This is a genomic window from Mesobacillus sp. LC4 (genome assembly GCF_053543455.1).
Genome location: NZ_JBGCUB010000001.1, coordinates 841,087 through 865,403 on the forward strand (window position 1 = coordinate 841,087; position 24,317 = coordinate 865,403).

Consider the following 24,317-nt stretch of genomic DNA (forward strand, 5'->3'; position numbering starts at 1 on the left):
AGATGAAAGGGGAGAGGTGAAGGTGAATCCTGTTTTGTTGGATTTTCCATCCGAATTTGAAACAAAACGTCTTTTAATCAGGATGCCGATGCCTGGGGACGGAGCTGTAACCTGCGAATCAATCAATGCATCTTTAGAGGAGCTTAAGCCATGGATGCCATTTGCTCAAAAAGAACAAAGTGTTGAAGAAACAGAAATCGTGGTCAGGCAGGGCTACATTAACTTTTTGAACCGGTCAGACATGCGTCTCCTTGTATTCAAGAAGGATACGGGGGAGTTTGTCGCGTCATCCGGTCTGCATAGAATAAACTGGGACGTCCCTAAATTCGAAATCGGTTATTGGATTGACACCCGTTTTAGTGGAAAAGGGTATATGACAGAGGCTGTCCAGGGTATCACTGATTTTGCTGTCCGGGAGCTTAAAGCACGCAGAATCGAAATCAGATGTGATTCGTTGAATACCAAAAGCAGAGCGATCCCCAAAAGGCTAGGGTTTGCTCTCGATGGAATATTAAAGAATGATTCACTGTCCGTCGACGGTGAATTAAGAGATACCTGTATTTATTCGAAGGTATTTTAACTATTTGGGTTGATGCAAACTTTTATACGATTGGAGCTTTGTCAGAAATGGTAGACGTTCAGACAAAACCGAAACAAAGGTGCGGAATTTTGTCTGAAGAGATACTATGCTCGGACAAAACCGAGTTGAAGGTTCTTGATTTTGTCCGAAGTAGAGCCAGGTTCGGACAAAACCGAGATAAAGGTTCCTGATCTTGTCTGCAGTAAAGCCGACTTCAGACAAAACCGAGTTGAATGCCCGTAACTTTGTCTGAAGCAAAGCCGAGTTCAGACAAAATTGTAGCGAATAGCAGTAATTTTTCTGAAGGCTAGTCAGGCTTGCAAAATATGATTTGATTACATAAATACAATAAAAAACGAGCAGCCAATTCCGACTGCTCGTTCTTCCTTTATTGACCCTGCCACTCCCTAAGCTTGTCCATCACTTTGTCGCCGACCTTTCCGGCATCTTCCTGCATCTGATCAAATACTCTTTTCCACTTGGGCGCTTCCTCTTTTAGTTTTTCTTCAACTTTGCCAGCACGCTCTTTTAATTCTTGCTCCAATTCATTTGCTTTTTCCCTGATTGCTTTTTCAGTTTCTTCATAATCAACTACTGCACCAGACTTCCGTTCGTTGATTGATTGTACCTTGAAATCCTCCTGCTCAATATGGGGAACTGTTTCTTCCATGATCGCCCTGAACAGGGGGACTACATCTTTTGAGCTGCTGCTGGATAAATAATGGTCGCGGTCCGTTTTATCATATCCCAGCCATACTGCTCCGACGATGTTCGGTGTATAACCAACAAACCATTGGTCTTTTGTTCCATTGATATCTGAATAAGGGAGCTGCGTAGAACCTGTCTTACCGGCAATTTCAACACCCTCTATATTGGTCCCTTTACCAGTCCCGGTTTCTACAACATTCAATAGCATGGACGTCATTTCATTAGCCACTGATTTGGATGTAACACGAGTTGTCGATCCATCATGCTCTGCAATCATCTTACCTGTCGGCCCGACAATTTTTGTGATCAAATGGGCATCGTGCTTCTTTCCGCCATTAGGGAAGACAGAGTATGCTTCAGCCATCTGCAGCGGAGAAACCCCATTATGCATACCTCCCAGGGCGAGTGCAAGGTTCTGATCCTCTTTTTCAACCTTAATTCCAAATCTTCTTACGGCATCGATGCCTTTATTCAAGCCAACCTCATTTAAAAGCCATACAGCAGGTATGTTAATCGACTTTTCCACGGCTTCATACATAGGAACTTCTCCTTGGTAAGTGTCTGAGAAGTTTTTTGGGCTGTAATTTTTAAAAGTCATCTTCTCGTCGACAAGCATGGAATCATATTCATAACCTTCCTCAAGCGCAGGTGTATAAACGGCCAGAGGTTTCATTGTCGAACCTGGCTGAGCCCTTAGGTGTGTAGCACGGTTAAATCCTCGGAAGACTTTTTCACCCCGGCCTCCAACCAACGCACGGACACCACCATTATCCGGATTAAGCAACACAGAGCCACTTTGCACCAACACGTCTCTTGATCGATCAGGGAATAGGCGGTCCTGTTGATATACATTTTCCAGGCCAGCTTGTATATCCTGATCAAGTTCAGTATAGATGCGATAGCCTCTGGTCATGATTTCATCCTGAGTAAGTCCATATTTACTTGTTGCTTCATCTAAAACAGCATCGACATAAGAAGGGTATTTTCGGTCTGCGAGAGATCCGCCACCGTCCTCTAATACAATCTTTTCGTCTTTTGCTTTTTTAAATTCAGAATCGGATATCATCCCTAACTCGTTCATTTTAGCTAGAACAACATTCCTGCGTTTAATCGCAGCATCATAATTGTTATAAGGATCCAGGGCAGAAGGGGCTTTAAGCAGTCCGGCAAGCAATGCAGCCTCACTTATGGTGACATCCTGAATATTCTTTGCGAAATATTTCTTGCTGGCATTGTTGATGCCAAATGCACCACTCCCGAAATACACCTGGTTCAGGTACATTTCTATAATTTCATCCTTTTCATACTCTTTTTCAAGCTCTACTGCCAAAAATAACTCTTCCACTTTACGTTTGTATGTCCGCTCTGATGATAACAAAGCGTTTTTTGTCAACTGCTGGGTAAGGGTACTGCCACCGCCGGTTATGCCTCCTGCTAAAAGGTTTCCGAAGAAAGCGCGGGCGATGCCTTTAATATCGAATCCATTATGTTCATAAAATCGTTCATCCTCAATTGCAATTACGGCATTAGGGACATGCTCTGGCATATCCTTAATCGAAACTCCACCAGTCCGGTTCGTAGCAAGTTTGCTTGCTTCATCACCATTGCGGTCATAAATCGTGGTTGCCTGGCTCAAACCATCCTTCAGGGTCTGAACATTTGCCCTGCTGGCTATAAAAGCAAACCATAGAATCGATAACAATATGAAAACCAATAAGATTAATAACAAGATTTGAGTCAGGTGGCGCCGTTTCCAGAATCGGACAATAGCCTCCCAAAATCGTTGCAGTAAATGCATATCATTTCTCCTTTTATGAATGAAGCTTTTGGTGACTTATTTAGGTTCTTTACCTAATTTAAATTCCATTATATATGATTTGCTGTATTTCAGGAAAGTTGAAGCCATTTAAACAGACTAAAGGACCTGAAGTACTGTAATGAAAACGGTCTGATTGAAAAGGAGTGGGATACATGTTAGGAAATGATATTAAGAGAATATGACGATCTAGGTATAAATGGTCATCATACATCAAAACTAACTAATGTATTCTTTCAATTGGAGGCGAAAGATGAAGCTATTAGAAGAAATGCTCATTCTCTTAGGAAGGGTAGTCACAATTCTCCCATTGATGCTGTTTGCGGCGTTGTTTATGGGCAGGCGTTCAATTGGGGAGTTGCCAGTATTTGATTTTTTAACCTTATTAGCGTTTGGTGCTGTAGTAGGTGCAGACATTGCCGACCCCAAAATTCCACATATACATACTGCAGTTGCGATCATTTTAATCGCTTTACTTCAAAAGCTGGTAGCCTTTTTGAAAATAAAGAGCAGGAGAGTTGGAAGTTTACTTACGTTTGAACCAGTTACAGTCATTCATCAAGGGCAATTCATAGTGGAGAACTTACGAAAAACACAATACTCAATCGATAATATCCTGTTGATGTTACGAGAAAAGGATATATTTAATGTTCAGGATGTAAATTTAGGGATACTTGAAGCAAACGGAAATTTAACGGTCAAAAAAAAGCAAGGGAAAGAAACTGTTACCCTTGAAGATATGCAGCTAACCAGGAGCAATGAAGATATGGCAATGCCTCTTATTCTCGACGGGAAGTTGTATAAGAAAGTTTTATTCCAGCTTAGCTTGGATGAGGAGTGGCTGATGGATAGATTGGCACAAGAATCAATTCATCATTTGAAGGATATCTTTTTCGCTTCCATTACGGAAAGTAAGTCACTGCAAATCACTTTAAAGAAACAAACTGATTTAAATATTCCACCAATATATCATTGAATGTACAGTCATTGTTCAGGAGATTTTTAAGATAAACAAAAAGGCGAACCCTATGTTCGCCTTTTTACTTTGCTATTTACCAGCCAGCTGGAAGCATCGCAACCGGCATAAGAGAAACCTTATATGTGTATCCGCCATCCTTCGTGCCGGTTGGCCATAAAGCTGTTGCCATGTATATTACTTTAACAGTGTTATCCTGAGAAAACTCTGTTACGTATACGATCCTGTCAGCCATAAAACCGATTTGTTCTTGTGTCCAAAGAATTCTGTCAGCCATGAAGCCAATCTGGTCAACTGTATGAAGAACTCCATTTAATGTTTGAGAATAAGAATCCGCACCCATTTGGCCAACTGTTACCAGAACATCAGCGGATGTAGTAGCAGCTTGAGCTTTTTGCTGTGGACCGCCAACAACGACTAGAGACAAAATCATCGCAATAGCAATGATGGAATTTATGATCATTTTTGACATACAAAATGTCCTCCTTATTTATACCTATAAGGTTAATTTTTATTACAAGTAAAACTATATACCCCCATGGGTAATTAGTCAACAGAATAATTTTAAGTTCTCATTGTGGTTTTAGCCAGTCAGGAGTAAGATGTAATAGGTGAAAACAGAAAGGAGTTGGTATCTTTGGGTTATTCAAAGGAACCTGATCCCGATAGGTGCGGGGAAGTCGATGATCTATTAGATTTGATACAATTGAATGCTGCAAGACTATCAACTCTGAGTAAAGGTAGTTGGCTTCCTCAATAAAAGAAGAGGAGGTTGATCAAATGCTGGAAATCTATAAAAGCAGTGAACAAAGACAATTACTATGTGTGGAAGAAATATCAAAAGGCTGCTGGGTCAATATGGTACATCCCTCTGAGGATGAAATCCTTAGAGTAGCGAATGAAACTGGTGTCGCAATTGATTTTATTAAGGATTCCCTTGATGATGAAGAGCGTCCAAGGATTGAAAAGGAAGATGGAATGGTCTATATAATTGTTGACTATCCCTACATCACGCATGATGAATCTGGCTTCCCAATCTATGAAACGATTCCTGTCGGGATCATCCAAACGCCAAATTGTATTATAACTGTTTCTCTGAAAGAAACACCTGTTCTGAATGAATTCAAGTCAAACAGAGTCAAGGAATTTTATACTTTTAAGAAAACGAGATTTTCCCTGCAAATCCTTTATGTGATTTCAATTTATTATTTGCGGTACTTGAAACAAATCAATAAAAAGACGAATGAGATTGAACGCGAGCTGCATCAGTCAATGAAAAACAAGGAATTGTATGCATTTCTCGCATTAGAGAAAAGCTTGGTTTACTTTACGACGTCACTTAAATCCAATAAAGTCGTTCTTGCCAAGATCATGCGCTTTAATTATTTGAAGATGTATGAAGAGGACAAGGATTTATTGGAGGATGTCATCATTGAAAATACGCAGGCTATTGAAATGGCTGAGACATACAGCTCCATTTTAAGCGGCATGATGGATGCATTTGCCTCAATCATTTCAAATAACCTCAATATGGTGATGAAATTCCTTACTTCCATTACCATCATTCTATCTTTTCCGACCATGGTAGCAAGTTTCTACGGTATGAACGTTGATCTTCCATTCCAGCATAATGCCTATGCATTTATCCTGGCTATCAGTATGGCTGTTTTTTTAGCGGGATTGACAGCATTCATTTTTTGGAAAAAGAAATATTTCTAACTAAGCGTCTGGACATCTGTCCGGGCGTTTTTTAGTCTAAAATCGCCTTTCATACATATTTATGAATTAACAGTGATGGTGCTTTATATGGATATCACAGGTAAAAGGGTGATGGAATGGCTGGAATATTGGTCAGTTTTTATAGGAAAGTATTGTCCGTTTTCATTATATTAATTTGCACTTTTAGCTTTTTTCTAGTGGCCGGCCTCATTTCGTCTTCGAATATCAGCATCTTTAAATTTAAGGTGAATGGAGATATTGGAGCAGAGGTTTTCTTGAGGATCATAAGTTATGAAAACCCATTGATCGGACATGCCTTGACAGGTTCAAATACTGATTTGCCTGTATTTTCCACAGGTTTCAAATTGCTTACAAATATCGAAATGAATGATCTAAGAAGCTTGGTCAGGACTGAAATTCCTGGTTTTCGTGTATTTGATTCTAATTTTCTTATTGCGGATGAAGGTGTTGATTTTACAGATATACCGATGGAGTCTGCCCCTCCAATGGAGGTTCTGCTGCAGGAAAGGAATATGGCGGCAGATGAATTAAAGGAGTTGAACAGCGGGAAGGTTTATTCCGGTTCTTCTCCAGAAGAAAAAACGGTTTTCATTTATCACACGCACAGTTGGGAATCCTATCTGCCATTACTTGGACTTGAGGGTGCAGAGAATGAAAATGAAGCTGTTGATGGCAAGACGAACATTACCATTGTGGGTGATTTACTAGGGAAGGAATTGGAGAAGAGAGGTATTGGGGCTAGCGTGGATAAGACCAATATTGGCCAGGAGCTGGACAGGAAAGGCTGGCTGACATATAAGTCTTATGAGGTTTCACGTTCATTGGTTCAAGAGGCGATGGCTGATAACAAGAAATTGGAATACTTCCTAGATCTGCATCGAGACTCTGTGAGAAAAGATTCGACTACAACTACAATCAACAATGAACCTTATGCAAGATTAGTTTTTGTAATAGGCGAGGAAAATAAAAGCTTTCAAAAGAACCTGAAGTTTGCAAACGAGCTTCATAAAATCCTCAATAAAAATTATCCGGGCATTAGCAAGGGTGTCTTGCCTAAAAAGGGAATCGGAGTGGATGGAATATACAATCAAGATTTGCATGCGAACACGTTAGTAGTTGAGGTTGGCGGCGTTGATAATAATATGAAGGAATTAAAGAATACGATAGAAGCGTTAGCAGATGCAATCAGTCAACTCTACTGGAAGGCGGAAGAGGTTAATGGCTGATTATGAAAAATACTACTGGCTGGTATGGACGATTGCCACATCGCTGTTCGCGTATTTTTATTTTCCTATCACGGTCACCATTGCATTTTTTCTCTCAGGGATGATGATAAGCAGTAAATGTCTTGTCGAGGATTTCTTAATCTTGCAGGAAGAAGAAAAGCAAAATGAAAAAAAACATTGAGGCATGCAGCTTCAATGTTTTTTTCTTCCTTAGATGCGCTTCTTTACTTAAACCAGCCCTTTTTCCTGAACCAGAAGAACATAATCACCCCGATGACAAGCATGGCAAACAAAGCTCCGAAGTAACCATATTGCCAGGAGAGTTCAGGCATATTCTCAAAATTCATCCCATAAACTCCAGCGATGAATGTCAGAGGCATGAAAATGGTTGTTATCACCGTCAATACTTTCATCACTCGATTGGTTTCATGGGAATTCATTGATAAGTAAGCGTCGCGGATGTCAGTTGTCAATTCACGACTGGCTTCAACCTTCTCAGCCAACCTCAATAAATGGTCATGAATATCCGCAAAATATTCTTTTTGTTCAAGGACTCCGGATAGGCGATGGGAATTAATCATCCTGTACACTAAATCTCTCATTGGGGTGATGGTATGCCGCAATGAGAGCAGCTCATGTCTTGTATCGAATAAATCTTCAAGCAGATCCTCCATTGAGCGATCGGCTGAATTCTCATCTATCTCATTCAATAAATCTTCAATACGATAGACATGTGGGAAATAATTATCAACAATCTTATCTAAAATATGGTAAAGAACGATTGAAGGATTCCACTCATTTGCCACCTTTGAGAGTTCTAATCTCTTCCAGACTTCATCAACTTCATGGGTACTGACACTATGGTAGGTCACAATATAGTTACGTCCAAGGAATAAATCAACCTCTTCCTTTTGCATGGATTCTCCATTCAATGCCTGAAAAACAAAGAAATGGAAATCATCATAGTAGTCGAGCTTTGGTCTTTGAAGAGTGTGAATACAATCTTCAATGGATAATGGGTGGAATTGTAACGGTGTGTCCAATAATTGAATCTCTTCATCAGTAGGTTCATTAAAATCAATCCAATACCAATGATCGGGATTTGATAGCAATGTATCTAGGCTTTGACCAGTTTGAATATCACCTGAAGGACTAACAGAAATTGTACGTATCATAAAATCTCCCGGAAAATTTTAATCTAGGCCAGCTTGTTAATGATTAATGAATAGTGAGTATGCAATCATCAATGATGCTGTTACCCCTCTCTATTATATTAGCAATACATGTTCGGAATCAAAACAGAAGCAACTTACTTAAGGAAGATTGGAGTCACCGTATGAAAGATGATGGAAGAAAAGAAAAATTGCTATAATAGGAATAGCTAGCAATATGCCATATTAAAGCCTTTTACAGTGGAGACCGAGGACAGAGAACATACTAACATTAATGATTGCCGAATTGATGGTCCCCATCCATTTTTCTAAAAGACATTATTTTATTCTTGTGCCGTTTTTTTTAGGTTCATTATGCAAAACAGATTTGATTAGGAGGCTGTGATAGAATGCTGCATCATATTGAAATCAATGTAAGCGATTTAAATAAAGCGATTGAGTTTTGGGATTGGTTTTTAAGTGAATTGAACTATGAAGTCTATCAAAAATGGGATAGCGGTATAAGCTGGAAGTTCGAGAACACTTATTTAGTTTTTGTACAAACTCATGAAAAGTTCTTAAAAGCAGGATATCACCGGTCCCAGGTTGGATTGAATCATCTCGCATTTTATGCAGAATCTCGTGAACATGTGGACCAAATGACGGAAAAATTAAAAGAAAGAAACCTGACCATCCTTTATCAAGATCGACACCCATTTGCAGGTGGCCCAGACTACTATGCGGTATTCTTTGAAGGTCCTGACCGTATGAAAGTTGAATTGGCAGCACCGTGAATGATTATTTCCATGTGTTGATTCCTCTTATAAAGGGAAAGGTATTTTACTTTTATAATTAGGAGGCAAAGGGGAAATTATGGCAGAAGCTTTTTTGGGGATTGTCATTTCTGCGATGGCAACAGGGCTTGGAGCAATTCCAGTATTATTTCTAAATAATGTCTCATCAAGGTTAAAGGCGTTGCTTCTCGGCTACGCTTCTGGGATCATGATGGCAGCGACGACCTTCAGTTTGATACCAGAAGCTATGAAAGCATCAAATATTTGGGTCTTATCCCTTGGTATGCTATTTGGAACATTCATTTTGAATTTTATCAATTCGAAGACAGAGAAATTGAATACTAGTAACTTTAAATTTTTACCAGGTGTTGATCGGAAGACATTAGTCATCATCACAGCAATCACACTTCATAATTTGCCTGAAGGACTTTCAGTCGGTGTAAGTTATGGAACCGGGGAAGAAAATCTTGGTGCAATCATTGCTTTTGCAATCGGCTTGCAAAATGCACCGGAGGGATTCCTTGTTGGGCTATATTTAATCCATCATAAAATGTCCAGAATGAAGGCACTTTTGATCGCTACGTTGACTGGAGCTGTGGAAATAGTAACCGCAACAATTGGATACTTCCTTGCCTCTGAAGTGGATGGCCTAGTACCCTTCGGCTTGAGCTTTGCGGCAGGGGCGATGCTCTTTGTTATCTATAAAGAATTGATTCCAGAAAGCCAAGAGGATCATCATGTCAAATTCCCTACATATTCATTTATCTTGGGCTTGATTTCCATGCTCTATCTCACATTGCATTTTGGGTAAAGGTTGAAGAGGCATAGGCTCATGCCCTTTCTTGGGGATAAAAACTTAGCATTAAAAAGGATAATAACAAAAGGATTGGGTAAAGACAAAGAGAGTCTGGTATTCTAATTGTATACATATTAGGAGGGATCAATATGGGAGAATGCAAGATCGACCACAGTAGAGAAGACGTCCAGAAGAAATACGAGTCACAAAAAGACTTTTTGCCTGAAGAATTTCACCCAATGTTCAATCAGTTTTTTGAAAAAGAACATACTCAGGACATTCTGAATGAAGTATTCCATTTGCTGAAAAAGTATGACTTGGCAACAGAAGAAGAAAGAAGCGAACGTAACAACAGAATGAAATTGGTTTTAATGAATGTGTAATGAAGTGAAAAGGAGCAAGTTGCTCCTTTTTGCTCTTTTATAACTGATGTTGATTTCACAAGTTGAAAAATAAGCGGAAGAATTCCGGTAAAAATTGAAACGGCTCTTATTTTCTTAAAAATAAGGGTCGTTTTTCCGTTTATTTAATAAAAAACATTGGATTTTGACTTATTTATAGCAGTTAACCGGAATATATCCGCTTATATCTGCTAAATAAGCTTCCATTATAGACGGTAGCCGGAAATTCTCCGCTTATGAATTCCTTTGTTTTATGAAAAATCACCAAGAAATGCGTTTTTAGAAATATATGAGTCATTGCCTCAGCTTAGGAAAATAACCTTCCAAATAAGTGGAATTGACAGAAGATTTTTGTTTTAATGCTCCATTAAAAAACCTATTGCCAGCAAAAACCAGAAGGAGTAAAATTAGGTGGATATTTCGGTATCCAAAATAATATATGAATCATTCGAAAGAAGAGGGAATGCATGGATAGTCCTTCACAAATAACAAAGAGGAATGAAAAGAATAGCATCATAAATGGTGTTGCCTCTACGATCGTTATGAGTATGAGCAATAATTATTTTGCCTTGTTTGCCATTGGTGTCCTTGGTGCTACGAATTATCAAATTGGATTAATCAGTTCTCTGCCTCAAATAGTCGGCATGTTAGCTATGATTCTAGGTACAGTGATCATGAGCAGGCTGCAGGAAAAAAAGAGGTTCACTGGTCTCTCTATTTTTTTCACGCGTATATTTTTACTGGCAATGTTCTTCGTCATATATCTTCCGGAAGAGTACAGGGCATGGACGTTTGTACTGCTCATTGGTTTTATGAATCTTCCCGGATCATTCGCAATGCTTAGCTGGCAGTCATTTATCGGGGATCTTATATCAGATAGCCGCAGAAGTGGATTCTTCAGCGAGAGAAACAGAGTTTTGACTATTGCCGGAATGGTTACGACATTGCTAATTGGAATAGGACTGCAATGGTTTGATAAAGCCAATCCCCTGCCATATCAAATACTCTTCATTCTCGCGTTTCTTTTTGGAATGATGGAAATCTTTTATTTAAATAGACATGTAGAACCGAAGAAAGATAATGTAACTGACAAGAAACGGGTTAGTTTTGGCTGGGATGCATACCAACATAAACCGTTCATTTATTTTTTGATCTGTGGGTTGTTTTTCAACTTCGCCTGGCAGTTAGCCTGGCCATTATTCAATATCTATAATATTAAAGTTGCGCATATGACGGGCTTCTGGATCAGTATCATTACAGTGGCAAATCAGGTAGGCCAAATCATCAGCTTCAATTGGTGGGGAAGGATGGCTGACAAGCACAGCAATGCGAAGATGCTGGCGATAACAGCTATAGGGATGGCATCAGCACCATTCCTTACGATACTATCAACCAATATGTATTATCTGACCTTCGTGAATTTTACTTCTGGCCTGTTTGTTTCGGGTACTGTGCTTTTGTTATTCAATCAGCTTCTCGAGGTAACAAGGGAGCAGAATCGCGGAAGCTTCATAGCCCAATACAATATCCTATTAGCAATTATAGGCTTTATCGCGCCGCAAGTTGGAGTATACCTGCTTCAGTTAAGTTCAATCAATACAGCTATGAATTTCGCAGCTGTTTTAAGGTTGGTATCCGGTGCGGTATTTTTACTATTCTATCTCTATATGAAAAAACGATACTTCAACAGTAACAAAATGGCAGTCCAAAAAGCATAGGGATTTTTACAGTGAGTATGTGCTTAATACCCCTGTCAATCAAATAGGAAAAAAGAGTATAAAAATCCGGTCTTTTAAGACTGGATTTTTTTATAAGGGATTTATAAAGGAATTTATCGGACTAACACCGAATAAACTCTATTAATATTGTAAGGACAGGTTGTGTAGCCATGATTATTTTTAGCTATCTTCTCATTTCTTATCTTCTTGGCAGCTTAATGGCTGGTTATTTAGTTGTGAAGATCCTCGGGAAAAAAGATATAAGAGTTGAGGGAAGCGGCAATGTCGGGGCGAGGAATGCAGGCCGGGTACATGGAAAAGTATCATTCGTTTTTACTTTTCTTGGTGATGCATTAAAAGGGGTGCTTGTGGTCTTTCTAGGTGAATTTTTTAATTTGGCACCCGAATTACTTTTAGTAGGATTAGGGTTTGCCATTCTCGGCCACGTTAAGCCGATTACTTTAAAATTCAAAGGAGGCATGGGTATCTCTACATTTATTGGAGGAATGATCGCCTTTGAACCCATGTCAGCTCTGATTCTCATTATTGGATTTATCCTTCTTTATCCGTTTCTAAAAAGTTTCACATTTGCTGGACTGGGTTCCTTTGTTTTGCTTCCAATTGGCTTCTATTTTCTTGGCATCCAGCTCATTGCCATTTTAATTGCCTGCTTCCTCGTGATAGCGATCATCTACATCCACCGTGAGGATATATATGAGAGAATAGATAAGAGAGCCAAAAAATAAAGAAGCTGGTAAATAGCAGATAACCACCTATTCCATGCTATCTGGGACCAAAATAAAGAGCAGTTAATGTTTATCATTCGCACATTTCGAGGTAATGAAATGAATAGGATAATGTATCCGTTCGAAAGGAGCCTGAAATATGTGGAACTGGGTTTGGCTCTTGCTGCTGCCGATCATTATTTTGCTAGTGATTGAAGAAGTTAGTCATTTTATTTGGCGCAGTTATTTAAAGGAACCACAAGATAGAAAAGAAAGGTTTTTCAGCCGTACACTTTTAAGCTTTAAAAAAATTATGGAGAAATATCGTAAAGATCCTTCACATTGATGTGAGGGATTCTTTTTTAGCATAATAAAATGTTCATCCTGATTGAAATATCCACTCTGTTAAACTATGATATAGTTATATTCAGAAAATTTAGAAATGAAGAAGGGATGATAGTATGAGTAAAAAAATTCCGGAAAGCTGGTGGGAGCAGTTATCCGTTCCTGCTATTGCTGCACCAATGTTCCTTGTTTCAGGTCCAGATTTGGTTAGTTCTTGCTGTAAAAATGGAGTGATTGGATCATTCCCGGCGCCTAATGCCCGACCAATAGAAGTTCTTGATGAATGGATGGGCAGATTGAATGATGAATTAGCAGAAGCAAAGAAACAAGATCCAGAACGAAAAGTAGCACCTTGGGCGATGAATATGGTAGTACATAGTACTTACAGCAGGCTTGAAGAAGAGCTTGAGTTATTAAAAAAGCATAAACCTCAGCTTGTTATCACATCACTGGGCAGTCCAAAGAAAGTGGTAGACATTGTACATGAATATGGTGGCCTTGTATTCTCAGATGTCAGTGATGTGAAATTCGCTAAGAAGGCAGCAGAGACAGGAGTAGATGGCCTGATTTTAGTCGCTAATGGAGCAGGCGGCCATGCAGGGGAATTGAATAGCTTTGCTTTTGTTGATTCTGTACGGACTTTCTGGGATGGAATCATTGTGCTGGCAGGATCAATCACAACTGGAAAAGCTGTGCTTGCTGCCCAGGCAGCAGGAGCAGATCTAGCTTATATGGGCACAAGATTCATTGTCGCAAAAGAAAGCATGGCCAACGATGAATACAGACAAATGGTGGTGGATGCTACTCAGGAAGACCTTATTCTTACGGATGCATTTTCTGGCGTGAAAGCGAATATGCTGAAGCCAAGCATTGTCAGGGCAGGACTGGATCCAGAAACCCTTCAGAAAAAAGATAATGTGAATTTTGATTCCATGCAAAGAGAGACAAATGCAAAAGCATGGAAAGATATTTGGTCTGCAGGTCAGGGAGTTGGGGCCATAGAAAAAATTCAAACCACATCGGAAATCATTAACCAACTAGAATCAGAATACAGTGAAGCTTTAAGAAATTTGAATTCAAAATCAAGCAAAATCAAGCCATTAATTATGGAATAAACCTAAACTCACCGATTGAAGATACCAATTATCGGTGAGTTTTTTTTCTGGGGAAAAATGGATAGGGTTCTCTTGATTCAGTCATAATTTTGTTTAGTCGATTAATGGGGAGAAGTATGTTAGTATAGAGGGTATATTTGAATATGTGAATTCATTGTTTGTTTCCCTTGAATTCCCTGAGGAGACTGATACAATGCAAAAAAAAATCCAGGACCTGATCTCCGGTGTGAAAGAAACGGGAGCCCATATTTTTTATTCATTCAATGATGAAGGGAAATATGTTGATAATCTTATAGTCTATCTTACTGCGGCAATCGGTCTCGGCAATCACGTCATGATTATCGAAAATGACCGTATTTTGCCTTTGGTCCAAAAGAGAATCAAGAGTGAACTAACTGAGGAACAGCAGGAAATGATTCACACAATCAATAATTATGATTTTTACTGCTATCGCGGCAACTTTAATAAGAAAACGATTCTTAGTTATTTAGATAATATGCTCGCACCCTTTTTGGAAAACAACATTCCTGTACAGACATGGGCACATGTTGAGTGGAGAGATCAGGAAGATATTTTCCAGAATATTGGAAATTATGAAAAAGAGGCTAACCAAATGCTTCAGTCAACAACATTAATTACCATTTGTGGCTATGATGCCAATAGGGTTCCTGAGTCTTTGAAAGACATCCTGATGGATTCGCACGATTATTACATGACTGACGATACCATTCAACAGATTGATCGAAATAGCTAAATGAAAGTACCTGCCGATGACCATCGGCAGGTTTTTTATCATTTCAGACAGATTTTCTCTTAATCAATTGAAATGGCAGAGAAACTTTTTGTGCGTATTCATTGTTTTCTGAACGCTTGATATATGCTTTAAAAGCATCTGAACCTAATTGGTTAGTGGGGATGTCAATTGTTGTTATCGCCATGATTTCAGAGATTGGATGGTTATCAAAGCTTAATACAGCGACATTCCCGGGTACCGCTAGCCCATTTTTTGTTGCTTCGGTAATCAATCCTGCTGCAACTTGGTCATTGCCCACCAGAAAGGCTGTAGGCTTTTCTTTCATATTTAAATATCGGTTCATCACCTTTTTACCATCCTGAACAACTAAACAATCTCCAATAATCCACTCATCGTCTACCTCGTGGCCAATCAACTCCATCTTTTTAAGATATGTCTTCTGGCGCTTCTGGCTGTTCGTTCCTTCAAGCCTTCCCAAACATATGGCGATGCGGTCATGCCCCTTAGATATTAAGTATTCCAACCCCATGTTGAAGGCTTCATCGTGTTTGATTGAAATAGATGGAAACTCATCTTGATCACAATCTTCGCATAACACAATAGGACCGTCATCTTTATACTTCAAGAGTAAGTTAAAGGGAATGGCACGTGAAGCAAAAATAATTCCATCAATGAGATGGCCACGCAGTTGTTCTAACGCTTCGAATTCTTTTTCTTCCCGATATCCGGTCTGGAAAAGAACCAGCTGGGTATTATGCTTGATCGCCTCTTCAGCAATACCTTCCAGAAGTTCAGAGAAATAAGGGTGATTGATTGTAGGCAATACAACACCAACCATATTTGTCTTGCCCCGGGATAAATGGACAGCATTAATATTTGGACTGTAATCCAGTTCCTTTATAGTTTTTAAAACAGCTTCCCGTTTATCTGGACTTACATATGGATGATTATTCAATACTCTGGAGACAGTTGACACAGAGACTCCCGCCTGTCGGGCAATTTCTCGGATATTAGCCATGTAAAAACCTCGCAAATATTTATTCTTGACCTGAAACGCGTTCCATAAATTATTGTGAATTCAAACATATCACAAAGGAGTGTTCATTATGGTAACAGGTTTTTGATGTTGGCAGGATTATGCTTGTTTGAAATTATTTTAGCAAAAATTGCAATAGGTAACGCGGAAATAGAGGAATTTAGTTACGAGGAGTTTTTTAATGGGGAATACTAAATCAATCCTGTATGTTCATGAGAATAGAGCATTGTAGTGCAAACTAATTAAATAATAAAACATTTTGACCAACTTAAAGTGTTACAATAAAAGGCAGGTCATATATTAGGAAAGATTTTGAAACTTTTTCCCGTGGATTTCCGTAGATATTTACGTCAATAAGAAAGAGGTGATACGAATGAGCAAAACAAAAAAGGTGATGGCTGGTATTTCAGCGACAGCTTTGGTGATGGGATTGGTAGGATGCAATAACAACCCACAGGCCATTCCTGATCGGGATTGGGATCAGGATCCTTCTGGCGGTGAAGGGGAAGATTGGAGCTCCGAGCAGACTGAAGAAATTCCTCCAGTACCAGAAGGCACCGATTGTTCTGACTGGGAATGGGACAATGAAGATGGGGTTTGGGAATGTGATGATAATAATTCTCCGTATTTTGGACATTACTTTTTCGCAGGAATGTTCTTTGCAAACCGATCTTTACTCTATAAGAGCAATGATTATATGAAATACAAACAGAGCTCGGCATTCAAAGGGGCAAGACTGGACAGCAATTATAAAAATACTTCGCCAAAGGGCAGTTCAGGATTCGGCAGCGGGTCAAGAAGCACTACTGGCGGTTAAGGGAGAGAAACAATGACAAATTTATATGTAAGCTTTGCCGCTTACCTAGGGCTTGGATTGGTATTGCTAACCGCAGGTGTCGGTTTATTCGTGCTGGCTACCCCGAAAATCAAGGAATTTGAACTGATTGGCAAAAGAAATATTACTGCCGCTCTTTCGCTTGGCGGAAAAATGTTGGGTCTTGCAATCGTGCTTGGCGCAGCTGCAGAATATTCGATTTCCCTCCTTGATATGGCTATTTGGGGATCAATTGGGATTTTTACGCAAATCATCGTTTTCTTTGTTGCTGAGGTAGTTACGATCAAATATAGCCTGCAAAAAGCAATCGAGGAAGACAACCGATCTGTCGGTGTCATTCTTTTCTCACTTTCCCTTGCTGTAGGCTGGATCGTTGCAAAGAGCCTTTCTTATTAGGAGGAAAAGCTTCTATGAAAAAACTGACTTACTTCATTCATGATAGTAAAGGCAATTATGAACCATTTTATGAATATTCTATCCCGAACGTCGGGTTAGACGAATTTTATGCCCGACAACTATGCACTTATTTTATTATTAAAGGGACTCAGTATGAACTAGTATCCAATGAGATGGCTGGTGATGAAGAAATACTGGTGCTTGAAGAACGAGGCAAGAACAATTCCGTCCTGGATGAAAAGAACTATCGGGGAAAAGGCATTCATGTGGAATTCCGTCGGTACAGGGAGAGTGAAAATTATAAATTGATTACGGCAGTTCCTTGCCGGACTCATTTAGATGTAATTCGCTACCTATTGAAAGATATCATCGATGTCCCTGGCGGAGGTCAAATGGCCGTCACCTCAACCGAAGTGGATGAAGACAGGGGAGTTTACGTCCTCTATGTGAAAGCCATTGGTGAAAACGACATGGAATAGGAGGCATTCCATGAAAACCTACAGAACAAAGAGAGAACATTTTTATAGTGGAATCAAGAATTTTTGGCCTGATTTATATGGAGAGGAATACGCTTTATACGATATTTCAACCATCGATCATAATGAAGCAGAGGCCATCAGGATATCCACGGAGCGGATCGGAAAGATCTTTTTTAAAGTGACTGATCTCCTGAGGAATGCAGACCTGGATACCTTAAGAGAACTGGGGTATCCGGGTGAAACGCTTGACTTTATACGACTAAAGACAATGAATATGGAAAGTGTCATTGCAAGGCTTGATCTTATTAAAACTGAAAATACATATAAGTGCATCGAGATTAATTCTGATACTCCAACATTCATTAAGGAATTATTCAGTGTAAATGGGGCTGTTGCTAATCAATTTGGTTACGGAAATCCAAATGAAGGATTCGAAGAGCAATTGGCGAGAGCCGTTAGGACTGCCGTTACTGCTTCAGCCAAATGGCTCAATGAGATAGAGCCATATATCGTGTTCACTGCGCATGAAGACAATATCGAAGATCGAAATACTGTTCTATATTTGCAGGAGCTTTATGGTTTACCTTCGAAGTTCATTGCTCTGGATAAACTAAGGATCGTACCAGGGAACGGACTCTACGATCAAATGGGGCGCAGGATTGATATCCTCTACCGGCAAACGTTTCCGATCGAAGGGTTGATAATGGATGAAGACGAAACAGGAAACAAAATCGGACTGTGGCTTCTTGAGCTTGTAAAGACAAAGAAATTGGCCATTATCAATCCACCTTCTGCTTTTTTATTGCAGAATAAAGCTGTCCAGGCCGTGATTTGGGGTTTACATGAAAATAAAGATGCTTTTTTTACAAACGAAGAGCATAAATGGATCGAGGACTATTTCCTGCCAACCTACCTGGAAGCAGAGCCCTTTTCTGAAAAACAAGTATCATATGTTAAAAAGCCGATTTTCGGAAGAGAAGGAGATACAGTCCAAATATTCAGCTCCACTGGTAAGTTGTTAATGGAGGAAAAACATAAAAACTACATGGATGTGCCATCTATATTCCAGCAATATATTGAACTGCCGACTGTTTCATATCATTCAGAAAAAGGGAAACAAAGTGGCCACATTCTTACAGGGAGTTTTCTGGTGAATGGTAAAGCTTCAGCGCTTGGCTTCCGTGTCGGTGGGGAAATCACAAACAACCTATCTTGCTTTTTACCAGTTGGATTGGCTTAACAGAAAGGAGGTCAACCATGTGGATTTTACAACGGTTGTTTACAAAACTGCTTAAAATCAGCCTTTTAAAGATTACCTTGATTGTTCTTGGAGTAATCCTGCTAAGCAGCCTGATTATCAAGACACTGGAACCAGACACTTTTCCCAGGTACCTCGATGCTGTCTGGTGGACAATGACCACTGTCGTGACGGTTGGTTATGGTGATTACTCACCCAGCAGTGATATCGGCAGGCTTTTCACGATGTTCCTACTGTATACGGTTGGAATTGGTGCGATGGGTATTATCATCGGAAAGATTTTTGATAGTCTGACTTTGTATAAAAGAATGAAGGAGGAAGGGAAGTTGGCTTATAAAGGTAAGGACCATTATATACTCATCGGTTCCTCCAAAGATAAACTAAAGAATGTTGTCGAGGAAATCCTGAACTCCAATAGTAAATGTGATATTGTCATTGTCGATCATAGCAATGAATCGCCAGTCCAGCATGACCGTGTTCATTTTGTCAGTGGAAACCCTGCTGAGGAAGAAATATTAATGCAAGCAAACATCCTTGAATCAAGATCTGTCGCAGTCTTCACTGATGACAAGATTGATCTTCCAGAATATGCGGATGGGAAAACCTTGCTCATTGCTTCAAGGGTAGAGCATATCTCTAAACAATCCAATAGAAATATTTATACCATTGCAGAAATTATGAAGGAAAAACATATCGCCCTTTTCGAACATGCAAACATCGATGAATTCATATTATCCAATGAATCGGTATCCAAACTCATGGCTCAAGCGGCGATTTTTCCTGGGTCGAGCAAGCTGTTTAAACAGCTGCTCAGCAACATGGAAGGTGAAAACCTCTATAAAATTGAAAAGAAGCAGCATTGGGCAACCTATAAACAAGCGGCAATGGAGCTTTTTGACCTGGGAGCAACACTCATATCGGATGGCCATGCGCTAGACATAGCACGGAAACATGATGAACAAATCCCAGAAGGGACGAAAATGTTTGTGATTTGCGATGAGGAAACTTATAAAAAAATATCCAGTAGTTAAACCTCTTCTAAAAATATTCTTTTTTGAGTTTAAAATGTTTTGGGAAGGATATAATAATCACGCAAGGTTAAATTGCAATTTTTTTAATCGCTAGGAGGCAACAATTGTGGAACGTGGTAAGGTAAAATGGTTTAACAGTGAAAAAGGCTTTGGATTCATTGAACGCGAAGGCGGAGAAGATGTATTTGTACACTTCTCAGCAATCCAGGGCGAAGGGTATAAGTCTTTAGATGAAGGACAAGAAGTTACATTTGATGTTGAACAAGGCCAGCGTGGCCCTCAAGCGACAAACGTACAGAAAGTCTAACTAAGGATTTCTAAAACAGACTCAGGTTTACTGGGTCTGTTTTTTTTATATGTTCTTTTCTAACATTGGGAATTTATATAAGATTAGCTTTGAATAGTGTTTTTAACCCCAAAAAAATAACACATCCCTGATGTGCCAAATTAAAATCCAAAAAAGGAGCTTATTATATTTCGCTTTTTGAATTTCTTTAAAGTGTTACCAGGCGTTAATGAGAGTTTGTTTTCCTCCTGTGTAATTGTTTCTCGTTGAGCAGCAGCCTCCTCCATGCTTGTGATCACTTCGGTCAGCCGCGCTACTTCTTTTTGCAGTTCCTCAATTTCTCTGCGGTGCTGGAGGAGTTGATAAGAAACTACTTCATCAGCCTTTCTGTCCAGCCTTTTTTCAATTTCCTCCATGCGTTTCATCAGCTTTTCCACTGGCAAATCTGGTTTCACAGCTGGTATAGCCGCTTTTCTGTGCTTTCTTCCCTTTACTTTTAAGTCTTGTAACAATACCCCATTATTTAGCTGGTCTTTAATGTCCTTTAAAACCTCGATGCTCTCATCAGAAAACTGATAATGACCCAACTCTGTTCGCTCCATTTGAAGGTTTGCCTGTTTCACCCACCGCTGAATCGTGCTGGGAGAAACTCCGAGCATCTTTGCGACTGCGCTAGTATTCATCAAAATCCCTCCTTGTTATAGTGAAAAATTCGCTTTATCTTGTCCTTTTCCTTTCCTTATGACAAAACTAGTTGACTTTCGGCAAAGAAAGTGTTCAAACACCACCAAGTACCTTTTAAGGATAGAGACCGTGAAATTATTCGGATAAACAGTCGAATTTTGATATTTCTTATCTTTTTTCAAGAAAATTGCAAACTATTTATGGTAAACGATGGTAATATTAGATTAGCGATTTGAAGGGTTGGGACATTTGTGAAAAATAAATCTTTATTAAAAAAGCTAGTGGCAGCATGCCTTCTCATTTCAATGTTTTATGTAGGTTTCCTTCATTACAAAATTGTTGAAAACTCTAAACTGGAAGTGCCAAAGAATGCTGATTATCTAATCATTCTTGGAGCGCGTGTAAAAGGTACAGTTCCTTCGCTCGCTTTGCAATACAGAATTGACCACGCAGCATTGTACTTAAAAGAGAACCCCAACACGATTGCGATTGCCTCTGGCGGCAAGGGACCAGGAGAGGATATATCTGAAGCAGAATCAATAAAAAGGGAACTGATCGGATATGGAATTGACGAATCAAGGATTCGGCTCGAAGATCAATCGACTGATACATATGAAAATGTTCGTTTTTCAAAGAAATTCATACCTGAAGAAGCAGAAAGCGGGTTATTAGTGACAAATGACTTCCATATTTACCGAGCAAAGATGATCGCAGATGATGAAGAATTAAAAATTGGGGGGTTACCTGCAAAGACGCCGATTCAGGCAGTATTGAAGTCCTATACAAGAGAATACTTAGCACTGACGAAATATTATATCATCAGTCTATTCAGCTAGTAAAAGCATTAAAATGAAATGAGGTGAATATATGAACATTCTGGGGTCTGTTTTGAATTTATTGGCTTGGAGTGCAATTCTTATTCTGGCAAGGCGGATATATAGTAAGCAGGATGTAAAACCGATCATATGGAAGCTGGTAATCGTTATATTTGTCGGCTTATTCTCTTTTTCTATTAATTTGCCATATATGGACCAACAGATTAAACTAGCCATCCTGCCTCTTGGGGTATGGATTTTATATGGAATCTATTCACGGAAAAATGAAGGTATAAGCTGGGATCAGTATCGGAAATATGCCTGGTTAGGATTCTTTGCGAATTTCATCTTTTTAGCAGTTGCACTTATCAGTCCACTAATTCATTCGGCTATATTTCCAGCAAATGAGATGTCAACCTATCTATCGGATATCAATAATGGGAAGATCATTCAGACGCATCCCTCAGCGGACAGTAAGGTATTAGACAAGGAATCTCTCCGTATTCAAATGGACAGGTTCAAGGAAGAACCTGTATATAGTGAAAAATGGTACTACGAAGCCTTTGAGTCTGCCGGTGAACTTTCAAAAGCTGAAGAAAGGTTCCCATATCAGCTTACAGGAACGGAAGCAAAATGGGGGAGCGGTATCGATCCTATGATTTTTATTGAACAAGATGGAAAAGGGATATTAGTCTCAACTGGCCAAAAGCAAGTATACTTCCGTGCCGAAAAATCTTTGCTGAAGAAGGAGGATTAGCTTCATGCGCAAAAAGGTGTTTGTGCCTCTTTTACTTATCCTGTTTCTAATAACTGTCGGACTTTTATATTGGTATTATCTATCTCCTCCAGCAGCCTTTCCTGAGCAGGAGGAAATAAAGGCAATTATGAATGATCCCTTAAACGGAGTTGGAATAGCGGAAATACAGGACACGATTTTTCTTGATGATAAGCATGTGTATATCCCTTTCATTACAGAAGAGGAAGGCCATGGTATAAGTTTTTGGGAGTGGGAGAAGCATGAGTGGCAACTATCAAGCTTTTCTACAGGGAGCACGCCGCAAATCTGGAAGATAGATTCTGATGATCCGTCATCACATTATATTATGTGGAATTTCCATCCGGAGAATAATTTGGATTATTTAACATTCTTTTTGATGAAAGAACGTGGGTTTTCAGTCAGTGAAGGAAAGCATCAGTATGATCCTGGTATTCAAATGGAATACAGGGCAGAGGCTGGTGAGAAGTCATATGGTTATACTTCAATCCCCTTAGATTGGCAAAAGTATACGGAAGCAGAAAATAATATGATGGCAGCAATAGTCCCTGATTCTTTTTTTGCTGACTTTTTTCCACCGCCTCAACATTATTTTGGCTGGCAATCAACAGGAACTGACGGGTCCACAGAGTATCCTTCTTACCCAAACAACAATGGTTTTGGCCGTGGTGGTTCATCAACTGAGCAGCTTCGGTTTTTAGGAGAAAATGATATATTTCAATGATTTATTAAGCTCGAGTGGTTACACGAAACTCCTGATTCCTTTTCAGGAGGTTTCTTCTTTAAATGAAACCATTTTGCGGAAATCTTCGTATTAATAGGGGAACCTTTGAAAATTAAACTGAATAGATAGGGAGATCATATTAAGGTTCTAAACGATGTAAAAAGGGTAAGTATGTAAAATATTGTGATAAAGGAGAAACAGTTGATGAATGTTAAGCACTTGATGAAAATCTCAGTTTTACTAAGCTTATTTGTTTTCGCTCTTGGTATCAATACTATTCCTACACTGGCTTCCAATGATAATGACGAAGATGTCATTAATGAGAAGTACGGTCCACCCATTGTAGTTTATGGTGAAGCACTTTCTGATAAGCAAAAAGATGAAGTCAGGAACTTGCTGGGAGTCAAAGACTCTTCAAAAGTTAAGGAGATTGTTGTTACTGGGAAAGACCTAGTAACTTATATAGACGGCGATGAACATTCGAATATGTATTCATCTGCCAAGATTACCAGGAAAGATACCGGAGAGGGGCTTGTAATTAATCAGGTCACTCCAGAAAATATCACGGAAGTAACGGACGAAATGTACGCAAACGCCCTTTTGACAGCGGGAATCGAGGATGCCATTGTAGACGTCGTTTCACCAGTCAAGGTAACGGGACACTCTGCTCTAGTGGGAATCTATAAAGCATATGATGAAGGCGAAGGAACAGCCCTTGATAAGGATCGCACAGAAGTTGCCAATCAGGAATTGAACCTGGCAACAAAACTAGCAAAAAAAGAGGGGCTCGATCAGGATAAAGTTAGTGAACTGTTGACAGAAATCAAAAAAGAAATTGCTGCTCAAAATCCAGCCACAAAAGAAGAAATCGAAAAGATTATCGATGAAAAGCTGAAATCGCTCGAAATTCAGCTCAGCCCTGAAGACAGACAGCTTCTAGTTGACTTATTCAATAAAATGCGCGATTTGAACATCAATTTTGACAATGTTAAAACTCAGTTAGAAAACCTTTCTACTGATATTCAAAAAAGAATAGAAGAAGCGGTTGGAGACAAAGGGTTTTTGGAATCAGTCTCAAATTTCTTTAAAGAGCTCATCGAGAGCATCAAGAATATATTTTCTTAGAACAGAGGATTTTCCTCTGTTTTTTTGA

At 39.3% G+C, this 24,317-nt stretch carries 28 protein-coding genes; 23 read left to right on the plus strand and 5 right to left on the minus strand.

Annotated elements, in window-relative coordinates; translation table 11 throughout:
- The first annotated feature begins 22 nt into the window (after positions 1 to 22).
- Positions 23 to 580, plus strand: coding sequence for a GNAT family N-acetyltransferase (locus AB5I83_RS04395; protein WP_448973100.1), 558 nt, complete (start codon positions 23 to 25; stop codon positions 578 to 580).
- A 388-nt stretch (positions 581 to 968) separates the two neighbouring features.
- On the opposite strand, the gene AB5I83_RS04400 is transcribed toward AB5I83_RS04395, so the two are convergent.
- Entirely contained in the window at positions 969 to 3,086 is a 2,118-nt protein-coding gene (locus AB5I83_RS04400; protein ID WP_448973102.1) for a transglycosylase domain-containing protein, read from the minus strand.
- Between the two features lie 271 nt (positions 3,087 to 3,357).
- Here AB5I83_RS04400 and AB5I83_RS04405 point away from each other — a divergent pair, with 271 nt between their 5' ends.
- Entirely contained in the window at positions 3,358 to 4,080 is a 723-nt protein-coding gene (locus AB5I83_RS04405) for a DUF421 domain-containing protein (protein WP_448973104.1), read from the plus strand.
- 76 nt (positions 4,081 to 4,156) lie between these two features.
- On the opposite strand, the gene AB5I83_RS04410 is transcribed toward AB5I83_RS04405, so the two are convergent.
- Positions 4,157 to 4,552, minus strand: a complete 396-nt coding sequence (locus tag AB5I83_RS04410) for a hypothetical protein (protein ID WP_448973106.1) — start codon at positions 4,550 to 4,552, stop codon at positions 4,157 to 4,159.
- A gap of 308 nt (positions 4,553 to 4,860) precedes the next feature.
- Between AB5I83_RS04410 and AB5I83_RS04415 the strand changes: the two genes are divergently transcribed.
- From AB5I83_RS04415 to AB5I83_RS04425, 3 genes are all read left to right on the plus strand, one after another.
- A complete protein-coding gene (locus AB5I83_RS04415; RefSeq protein ID WP_448973107.1) occupies positions 4,861 to 5,799 on the plus strand; it encodes a magnesium transporter CorA family protein in 939 nt (312 codons plus the stop codon).
- A 275-nt stretch (positions 5,800 to 6,074) separates the two neighbouring features.
- Positions 6,075 to 7,046 (plus strand): stage II sporulation protein P, encoded by a 972-nt coding sequence (gene spoIIP / locus AB5I83_RS04420; protein ID WP_448973109.1) that lies wholly within the window; start codon positions 6,075 to 6,077, stop codon positions 7,044 to 7,046.
- Positions 7,039 to 7,227 carry a hypothetical protein gene (locus AB5I83_RS04425; protein WP_226641928.1) on the plus strand — a complete coding sequence of 63 codons (189 nt, stop codon included), beginning with the start codon at positions 7,039 to 7,041 and terminating at the stop codon, positions 7,225 to 7,227. Before spoIIP ends, AB5I83_RS04425 begins: the two co-directional genes overlap by 8 nt.
- 43 nt (positions 7,228 to 7,270) lie before the next feature.
- On the opposite strand, the gene corA is transcribed toward AB5I83_RS04425, so the two are convergent.
- Entirely contained in the window at positions 7,271 to 8,221 is a 951-nt protein-coding gene (gene corA, locus AB5I83_RS04430) for a magnesium/cobalt transporter CorA (RefSeq protein ID WP_448973111.1), read from the minus strand.
- A 386-nt stretch (positions 8,222 to 8,607) separates the two neighbouring features.
- Between corA and AB5I83_RS04435 the strand changes: the two genes are divergently transcribed.
- The 8 genes from AB5I83_RS04435 (at position 8,608) to AB5I83_RS04470 (ending at position 14,845) form a co-directional block, all read left to right on the plus strand.
- On the plus strand, positions 8,608 to 8,991 hold the full coding sequence (locus tag AB5I83_RS04435) for a VOC family protein (RefSeq protein WP_448973112.1): 384 nt from the start codon (positions 8,608 to 8,610) through the stop codon (positions 8,989 to 8,991).
- A gap of 79 nt (positions 8,992 to 9,070) precedes the next feature.
- Positions 9,071 to 9,802, plus strand: coding sequence for a ZIP family metal transporter (locus AB5I83_RS04440; RefSeq protein WP_448973114.1), 732 nt, complete (start codon positions 9,071 to 9,073; stop codon positions 9,800 to 9,802).
- Positions 9,803 to 9,936: 134 nt separating this feature from the next.
- Positions 9,937 to 10,170, plus strand: coding sequence for a hypothetical protein (locus tag AB5I83_RS04445; RefSeq protein ID WP_448973116.1), 234 nt, complete (start codon positions 9,937 to 9,939; stop codon positions 10,168 to 10,170).
- 485 nt (positions 10,171 to 10,655) lie between these two features.
- Positions 10,656 to 11,906, plus strand: coding sequence for an MFS transporter (locus tag AB5I83_RS04450; protein ID WP_448973118.1), 1,251 nt, complete (start codon positions 10,656 to 10,658; stop codon positions 11,904 to 11,906).
- 170 nt (positions 11,907 to 12,076) lie between these two features.
- Entirely contained in the window at positions 12,077 to 12,652 is a 576-nt protein-coding gene (locus tag AB5I83_RS04455) for a glycerol-3-phosphate acyltransferase (protein WP_448973119.1), read from the plus strand.
- A gap of 139 nt (positions 12,653 to 12,791) precedes the next feature.
- On the plus strand, positions 12,792 to 12,977 hold the full coding sequence (locus tag AB5I83_RS04460) for a hypothetical protein (RefSeq protein WP_448973121.1): 186 nt from the start codon (positions 12,792 to 12,794) through the stop codon (positions 12,975 to 12,977).
- Between the two features lie 115 nt (positions 12,978 to 13,092).
- Positions 13,093 to 14,091 carry an NAD(P)H-dependent flavin oxidoreductase gene (locus tag AB5I83_RS04465; protein WP_448973123.1) on the plus strand — a complete coding sequence of 333 codons (999 nt, stop codon included), beginning with the start codon at positions 13,093 to 13,095 and terminating at the stop codon, positions 14,089 to 14,091.
- A 193-nt stretch (positions 14,092 to 14,284) separates the two neighbouring features.
- Complete coding sequence (locus AB5I83_RS04470) at positions 14,285 to 14,845, plus strand: MEDS domain-containing protein (protein ID WP_448973125.1); 561 nt, start codon at positions 14,285 to 14,287, stop codon at positions 14,843 to 14,845.
- Between the two features lie 43 nt (positions 14,846 to 14,888).
- On the opposite strand, the gene AB5I83_RS04475 is transcribed toward AB5I83_RS04470, so the two are convergent.
- On the minus strand, positions 14,889 to 15,863 hold the full coding sequence (locus AB5I83_RS04475) for a LacI family DNA-binding transcriptional regulator (RefSeq protein WP_448973126.1): 975 nt from the start codon (positions 15,861 to 15,863) through the stop codon (positions 14,889 to 14,891).
- Between the two features lie 391 nt (positions 15,864 to 16,254).
- On the opposite strand from AB5I83_RS04475, the gene AB5I83_RS04480 reads away from it, so the two are divergent.
- The 6 genes from AB5I83_RS04480 to AB5I83_RS04505 all read left to right on the plus strand — a co-directional run bounded on the left by AB5I83_RS04480 (position 16,255) and on the right by AB5I83_RS04505 (position 20,187).
- A complete protein-coding gene (locus AB5I83_RS04480) occupies positions 16,255 to 16,698 on the plus strand; it encodes an aminotransferase yhxA (RefSeq protein WP_448973127.1) in 444 nt (147 codons plus the stop codon).
- A gap of 12 nt (positions 16,699 to 16,710) precedes the next feature.
- Positions 16,711 to 17,112 (plus strand): DUF350 domain-containing protein, encoded by a 402-nt coding sequence (locus AB5I83_RS04485; protein ID WP_167832594.1) that lies wholly within the window; start codon positions 16,711 to 16,713, stop codon positions 17,110 to 17,112.
- Positions 17,113 to 17,126: 14 nt separating this feature from the next.
- Complete coding sequence (locus tag AB5I83_RS04490) at positions 17,127 to 17,591, plus strand: RNA helicase (RefSeq protein WP_226085075.1); 465 nt, start codon at positions 17,127 to 17,129, stop codon at positions 17,589 to 17,591.
- Between the two features lie 10 nt (positions 17,592 to 17,601).
- Positions 17,602 to 18,831, plus strand: coding sequence for a glutathionylspermidine synthase family protein (locus tag AB5I83_RS04495; protein ID WP_448973130.1), 1,230 nt, complete (start codon positions 17,602 to 17,604; stop codon positions 18,829 to 18,831).
- A 17-nt stretch (positions 18,832 to 18,848) separates the two neighbouring features.
- Positions 18,849 to 19,880, plus strand: a complete 1,032-nt coding sequence (locus tag AB5I83_RS04500) for an ion channel (protein ID WP_448973131.1) — start codon at positions 18,849 to 18,851, stop codon at positions 19,878 to 19,880.
- 106 nt (positions 19,881 to 19,986) lie between these two features.
- A complete protein-coding gene (locus tag AB5I83_RS04505; RefSeq protein WP_101641882.1) occupies positions 19,987 to 20,187 on the plus strand; it encodes a cold-shock protein in 201 nt (66 codons plus the stop codon).
- Positions 20,188 to 20,327: 140 nt separating this feature from the next.
- Here the strand turns inward: AB5I83_RS04505 and AB5I83_RS04510 are convergent, their stop codons facing one another.
- Positions 20,328 to 20,849, minus strand: coding sequence for a MerR family transcriptional regulator (locus AB5I83_RS04510; RefSeq protein WP_448973133.1), 522 nt, complete (start codon positions 20,847 to 20,849; stop codon positions 20,328 to 20,330).
- 252 nt (positions 20,850 to 21,101) lie between these two features.
- Here AB5I83_RS04510 and AB5I83_RS04515 point away from each other — a divergent pair, with 252 nt between their 5' ends.
- From AB5I83_RS04515 to AB5I83_RS04530, 4 genes are all read left to right on the plus strand, one after another.
- Positions 21,102 to 21,686: a YdcF family protein gene (locus AB5I83_RS04515; protein ID WP_448973135.1), complete on the plus strand. Its 585-nt coding sequence runs from the start codon at positions 21,102 to 21,104 to the stop codon at positions 21,684 to 21,686.
- Between the two features lie 31 nt (positions 21,687 to 21,717).
- Positions 21,718 to 22,422: a hypothetical protein gene (locus AB5I83_RS04520; protein ID WP_448973136.1), complete on the plus strand. Its 705-nt coding sequence runs from the start codon at positions 21,718 to 21,720 to the stop codon at positions 22,420 to 22,422.
- Positions 22,423 to 22,426: 4 nt separating this feature from the next.
- On the plus strand, positions 22,427 to 23,164 hold the full coding sequence (locus AB5I83_RS04525) for a hypothetical protein (protein ID WP_448973138.1): 738 nt from the start codon (positions 22,427 to 22,429) through the stop codon (positions 23,162 to 23,164).
- Positions 23,165 to 23,368: 204 nt separating this feature from the next.
- Complete coding sequence (locus AB5I83_RS04530; RefSeq protein WP_448973139.1) at positions 23,369 to 24,289, plus strand: DUF1002 domain-containing protein; 921 nt, start codon at positions 23,369 to 23,371, stop codon at positions 24,287 to 24,289.
- Positions 24,290 to 24,317: the final 28 nt, after the last annotated feature.

What these genes read in the sequence shown, in the direction of transcription:
- AB5I83_RS04470 (WP_448973125.1), top strand. Translation starts at nt 14,285, where the DNA reads ATGCAAAAAAAAATCCAGGACCTGATCTCCGGTGTGAAAGAAACGGGA.
- AB5I83_RS04445 (WP_448973116.1), top strand. Translation starts at nt 9,937, where the DNA reads ATGGGAGAATGCAAGATCGACCACAGTAGAGAAGACGTCCAGAAGAAA.
- AB5I83_RS04460 (WP_448973121.1), top strand. Translation starts at nt 12,792, where the DNA reads ATGTGGAACTGGGTTTGGCTCTTGCTGCTGCCGATCATTATTTTGCTA.
- AB5I83_RS04435 (WP_448973112.1), top strand. Translation starts at nt 8,608, where the DNA reads ATGCTGCATCATATTGAAATCAATGTAAGCGATTTAAATAAAGCGATT.
- AB5I83_RS04525 (WP_448973138.1), top strand. Translation starts at nt 22,427, where the DNA reads ATGCGCAAAAAGGTGTTTGTGCCTCTTTTACTTATCCTGTTTCTAATA.
- AB5I83_RS04500 (WP_448973131.1), top strand. Translation starts at nt 18,849, where the DNA reads ATGTGGATTTTACAACGGTTGTTTACAAAACTGCTTAAAATCAGCCTT.
- AB5I83_RS04410 (WP_448973106.1), bottom strand. Translation starts at nt 4,552, where the DNA reads ATGTCAAAAATGATCATAAATTCCATCATTGCTATTGCGATGATTTTG.
- corA (WP_448973111.1), bottom strand. Translation starts at nt 8,221, where the DNA reads ATGATACGTACAATTTCTGTTAGTCCTTCAGGTGATATTCAAACTGGT.
- AB5I83_RS04400 (WP_448973102.1), bottom strand. Translation starts at nt 3,086, where the DNA reads ATGCATTTACTGCAACGATTTTGGGAGGCTATTGTCCGATTCTGGAAA.
- AB5I83_RS04405 (WP_448973104.1), top strand. Translation starts at nt 3,358, where the DNA reads ATGAAGCTATTAGAAGAAATGCTCATTCTCTTAGGAAGGGTAGTCACA.
- AB5I83_RS04530 (WP_448973139.1), top strand. Translation starts at nt 23,369, where the DNA reads ATGAATGTTAAGCACTTGATGAAAATCTCAGTTTTACTAAGCTTATTT.
- AB5I83_RS04475 (WP_448973126.1), bottom strand. Translation starts at nt 15,863, where the DNA reads ATGGCTAATATCCGAGAAATTGCCCGACAGGCGGGAGTCTCTGTGTCA.
- AB5I83_RS04495 (WP_448973130.1), top strand. Translation starts at nt 17,602, where the DNA reads ATGAAAACCTACAGAACAAAGAGAGAACATTTTTATAGTGGAATCAAG.
- AB5I83_RS04450 (WP_448973118.1), top strand. Translation starts at nt 10,656, where the DNA reads ATGGATAGTCCTTCACAAATAACAAAGAGGAATGAAAAGAATAGCATC.
- AB5I83_RS04480 (WP_448973127.1), top strand. Translation starts at nt 16,255, where the DNA reads ATGAGCAAAACAAAAAAGGTGATGGCTGGTATTTCAGCGACAGCTTTG.
- AB5I83_RS04485 (WP_167832594.1), top strand. Translation starts at nt 16,711, where the DNA reads ATGACAAATTTATATGTAAGCTTTGCCGCTTACCTAGGGCTTGGATTG.
- AB5I83_RS04455 (WP_448973119.1), top strand. Translation starts at nt 12,077, where the DNA reads ATGATTATTTTTAGCTATCTTCTCATTTCTTATCTTCTTGGCAGCTTA.
- AB5I83_RS04425 (WP_226641928.1), top strand. Translation starts at nt 7,039, where the DNA reads ATGGCTGATTATGAAAAATACTACTGGCTGGTATGGACGATTGCCACA.
- AB5I83_RS04520 (WP_448973136.1), top strand. Translation starts at nt 21,718, where the DNA reads ATGAACATTCTGGGGTCTGTTTTGAATTTATTGGCTTGGAGTGCAATT.
- AB5I83_RS04490 (WP_226085075.1), top strand. Translation starts at nt 17,127, where the DNA reads ATGAAAAAACTGACTTACTTCATTCATGATAGTAAAGGCAATTATGAA.
- AB5I83_RS04415 (WP_448973107.1), top strand. Translation starts at nt 4,861, where the DNA reads ATGCTGGAAATCTATAAAAGCAGTGAACAAAGACAATTACTATGTGTG.
- AB5I83_RS04465 (WP_448973123.1), top strand. Translation starts at nt 13,093, where the DNA reads ATGAGTAAAAAAATTCCGGAAAGCTGGTGGGAGCAGTTATCCGTTCCT.
- AB5I83_RS04440 (WP_448973114.1), top strand. Translation starts at nt 9,071, where the DNA reads ATGGCAGAAGCTTTTTTGGGGATTGTCATTTCTGCGATGGCAACAGGG.
- AB5I83_RS04510 (WP_448973133.1), bottom strand. Translation starts at nt 20,849, where the DNA reads ATGAATACTAGCGCAGTCGCAAAGATGCTCGGAGTTTCTCCCAGCACG.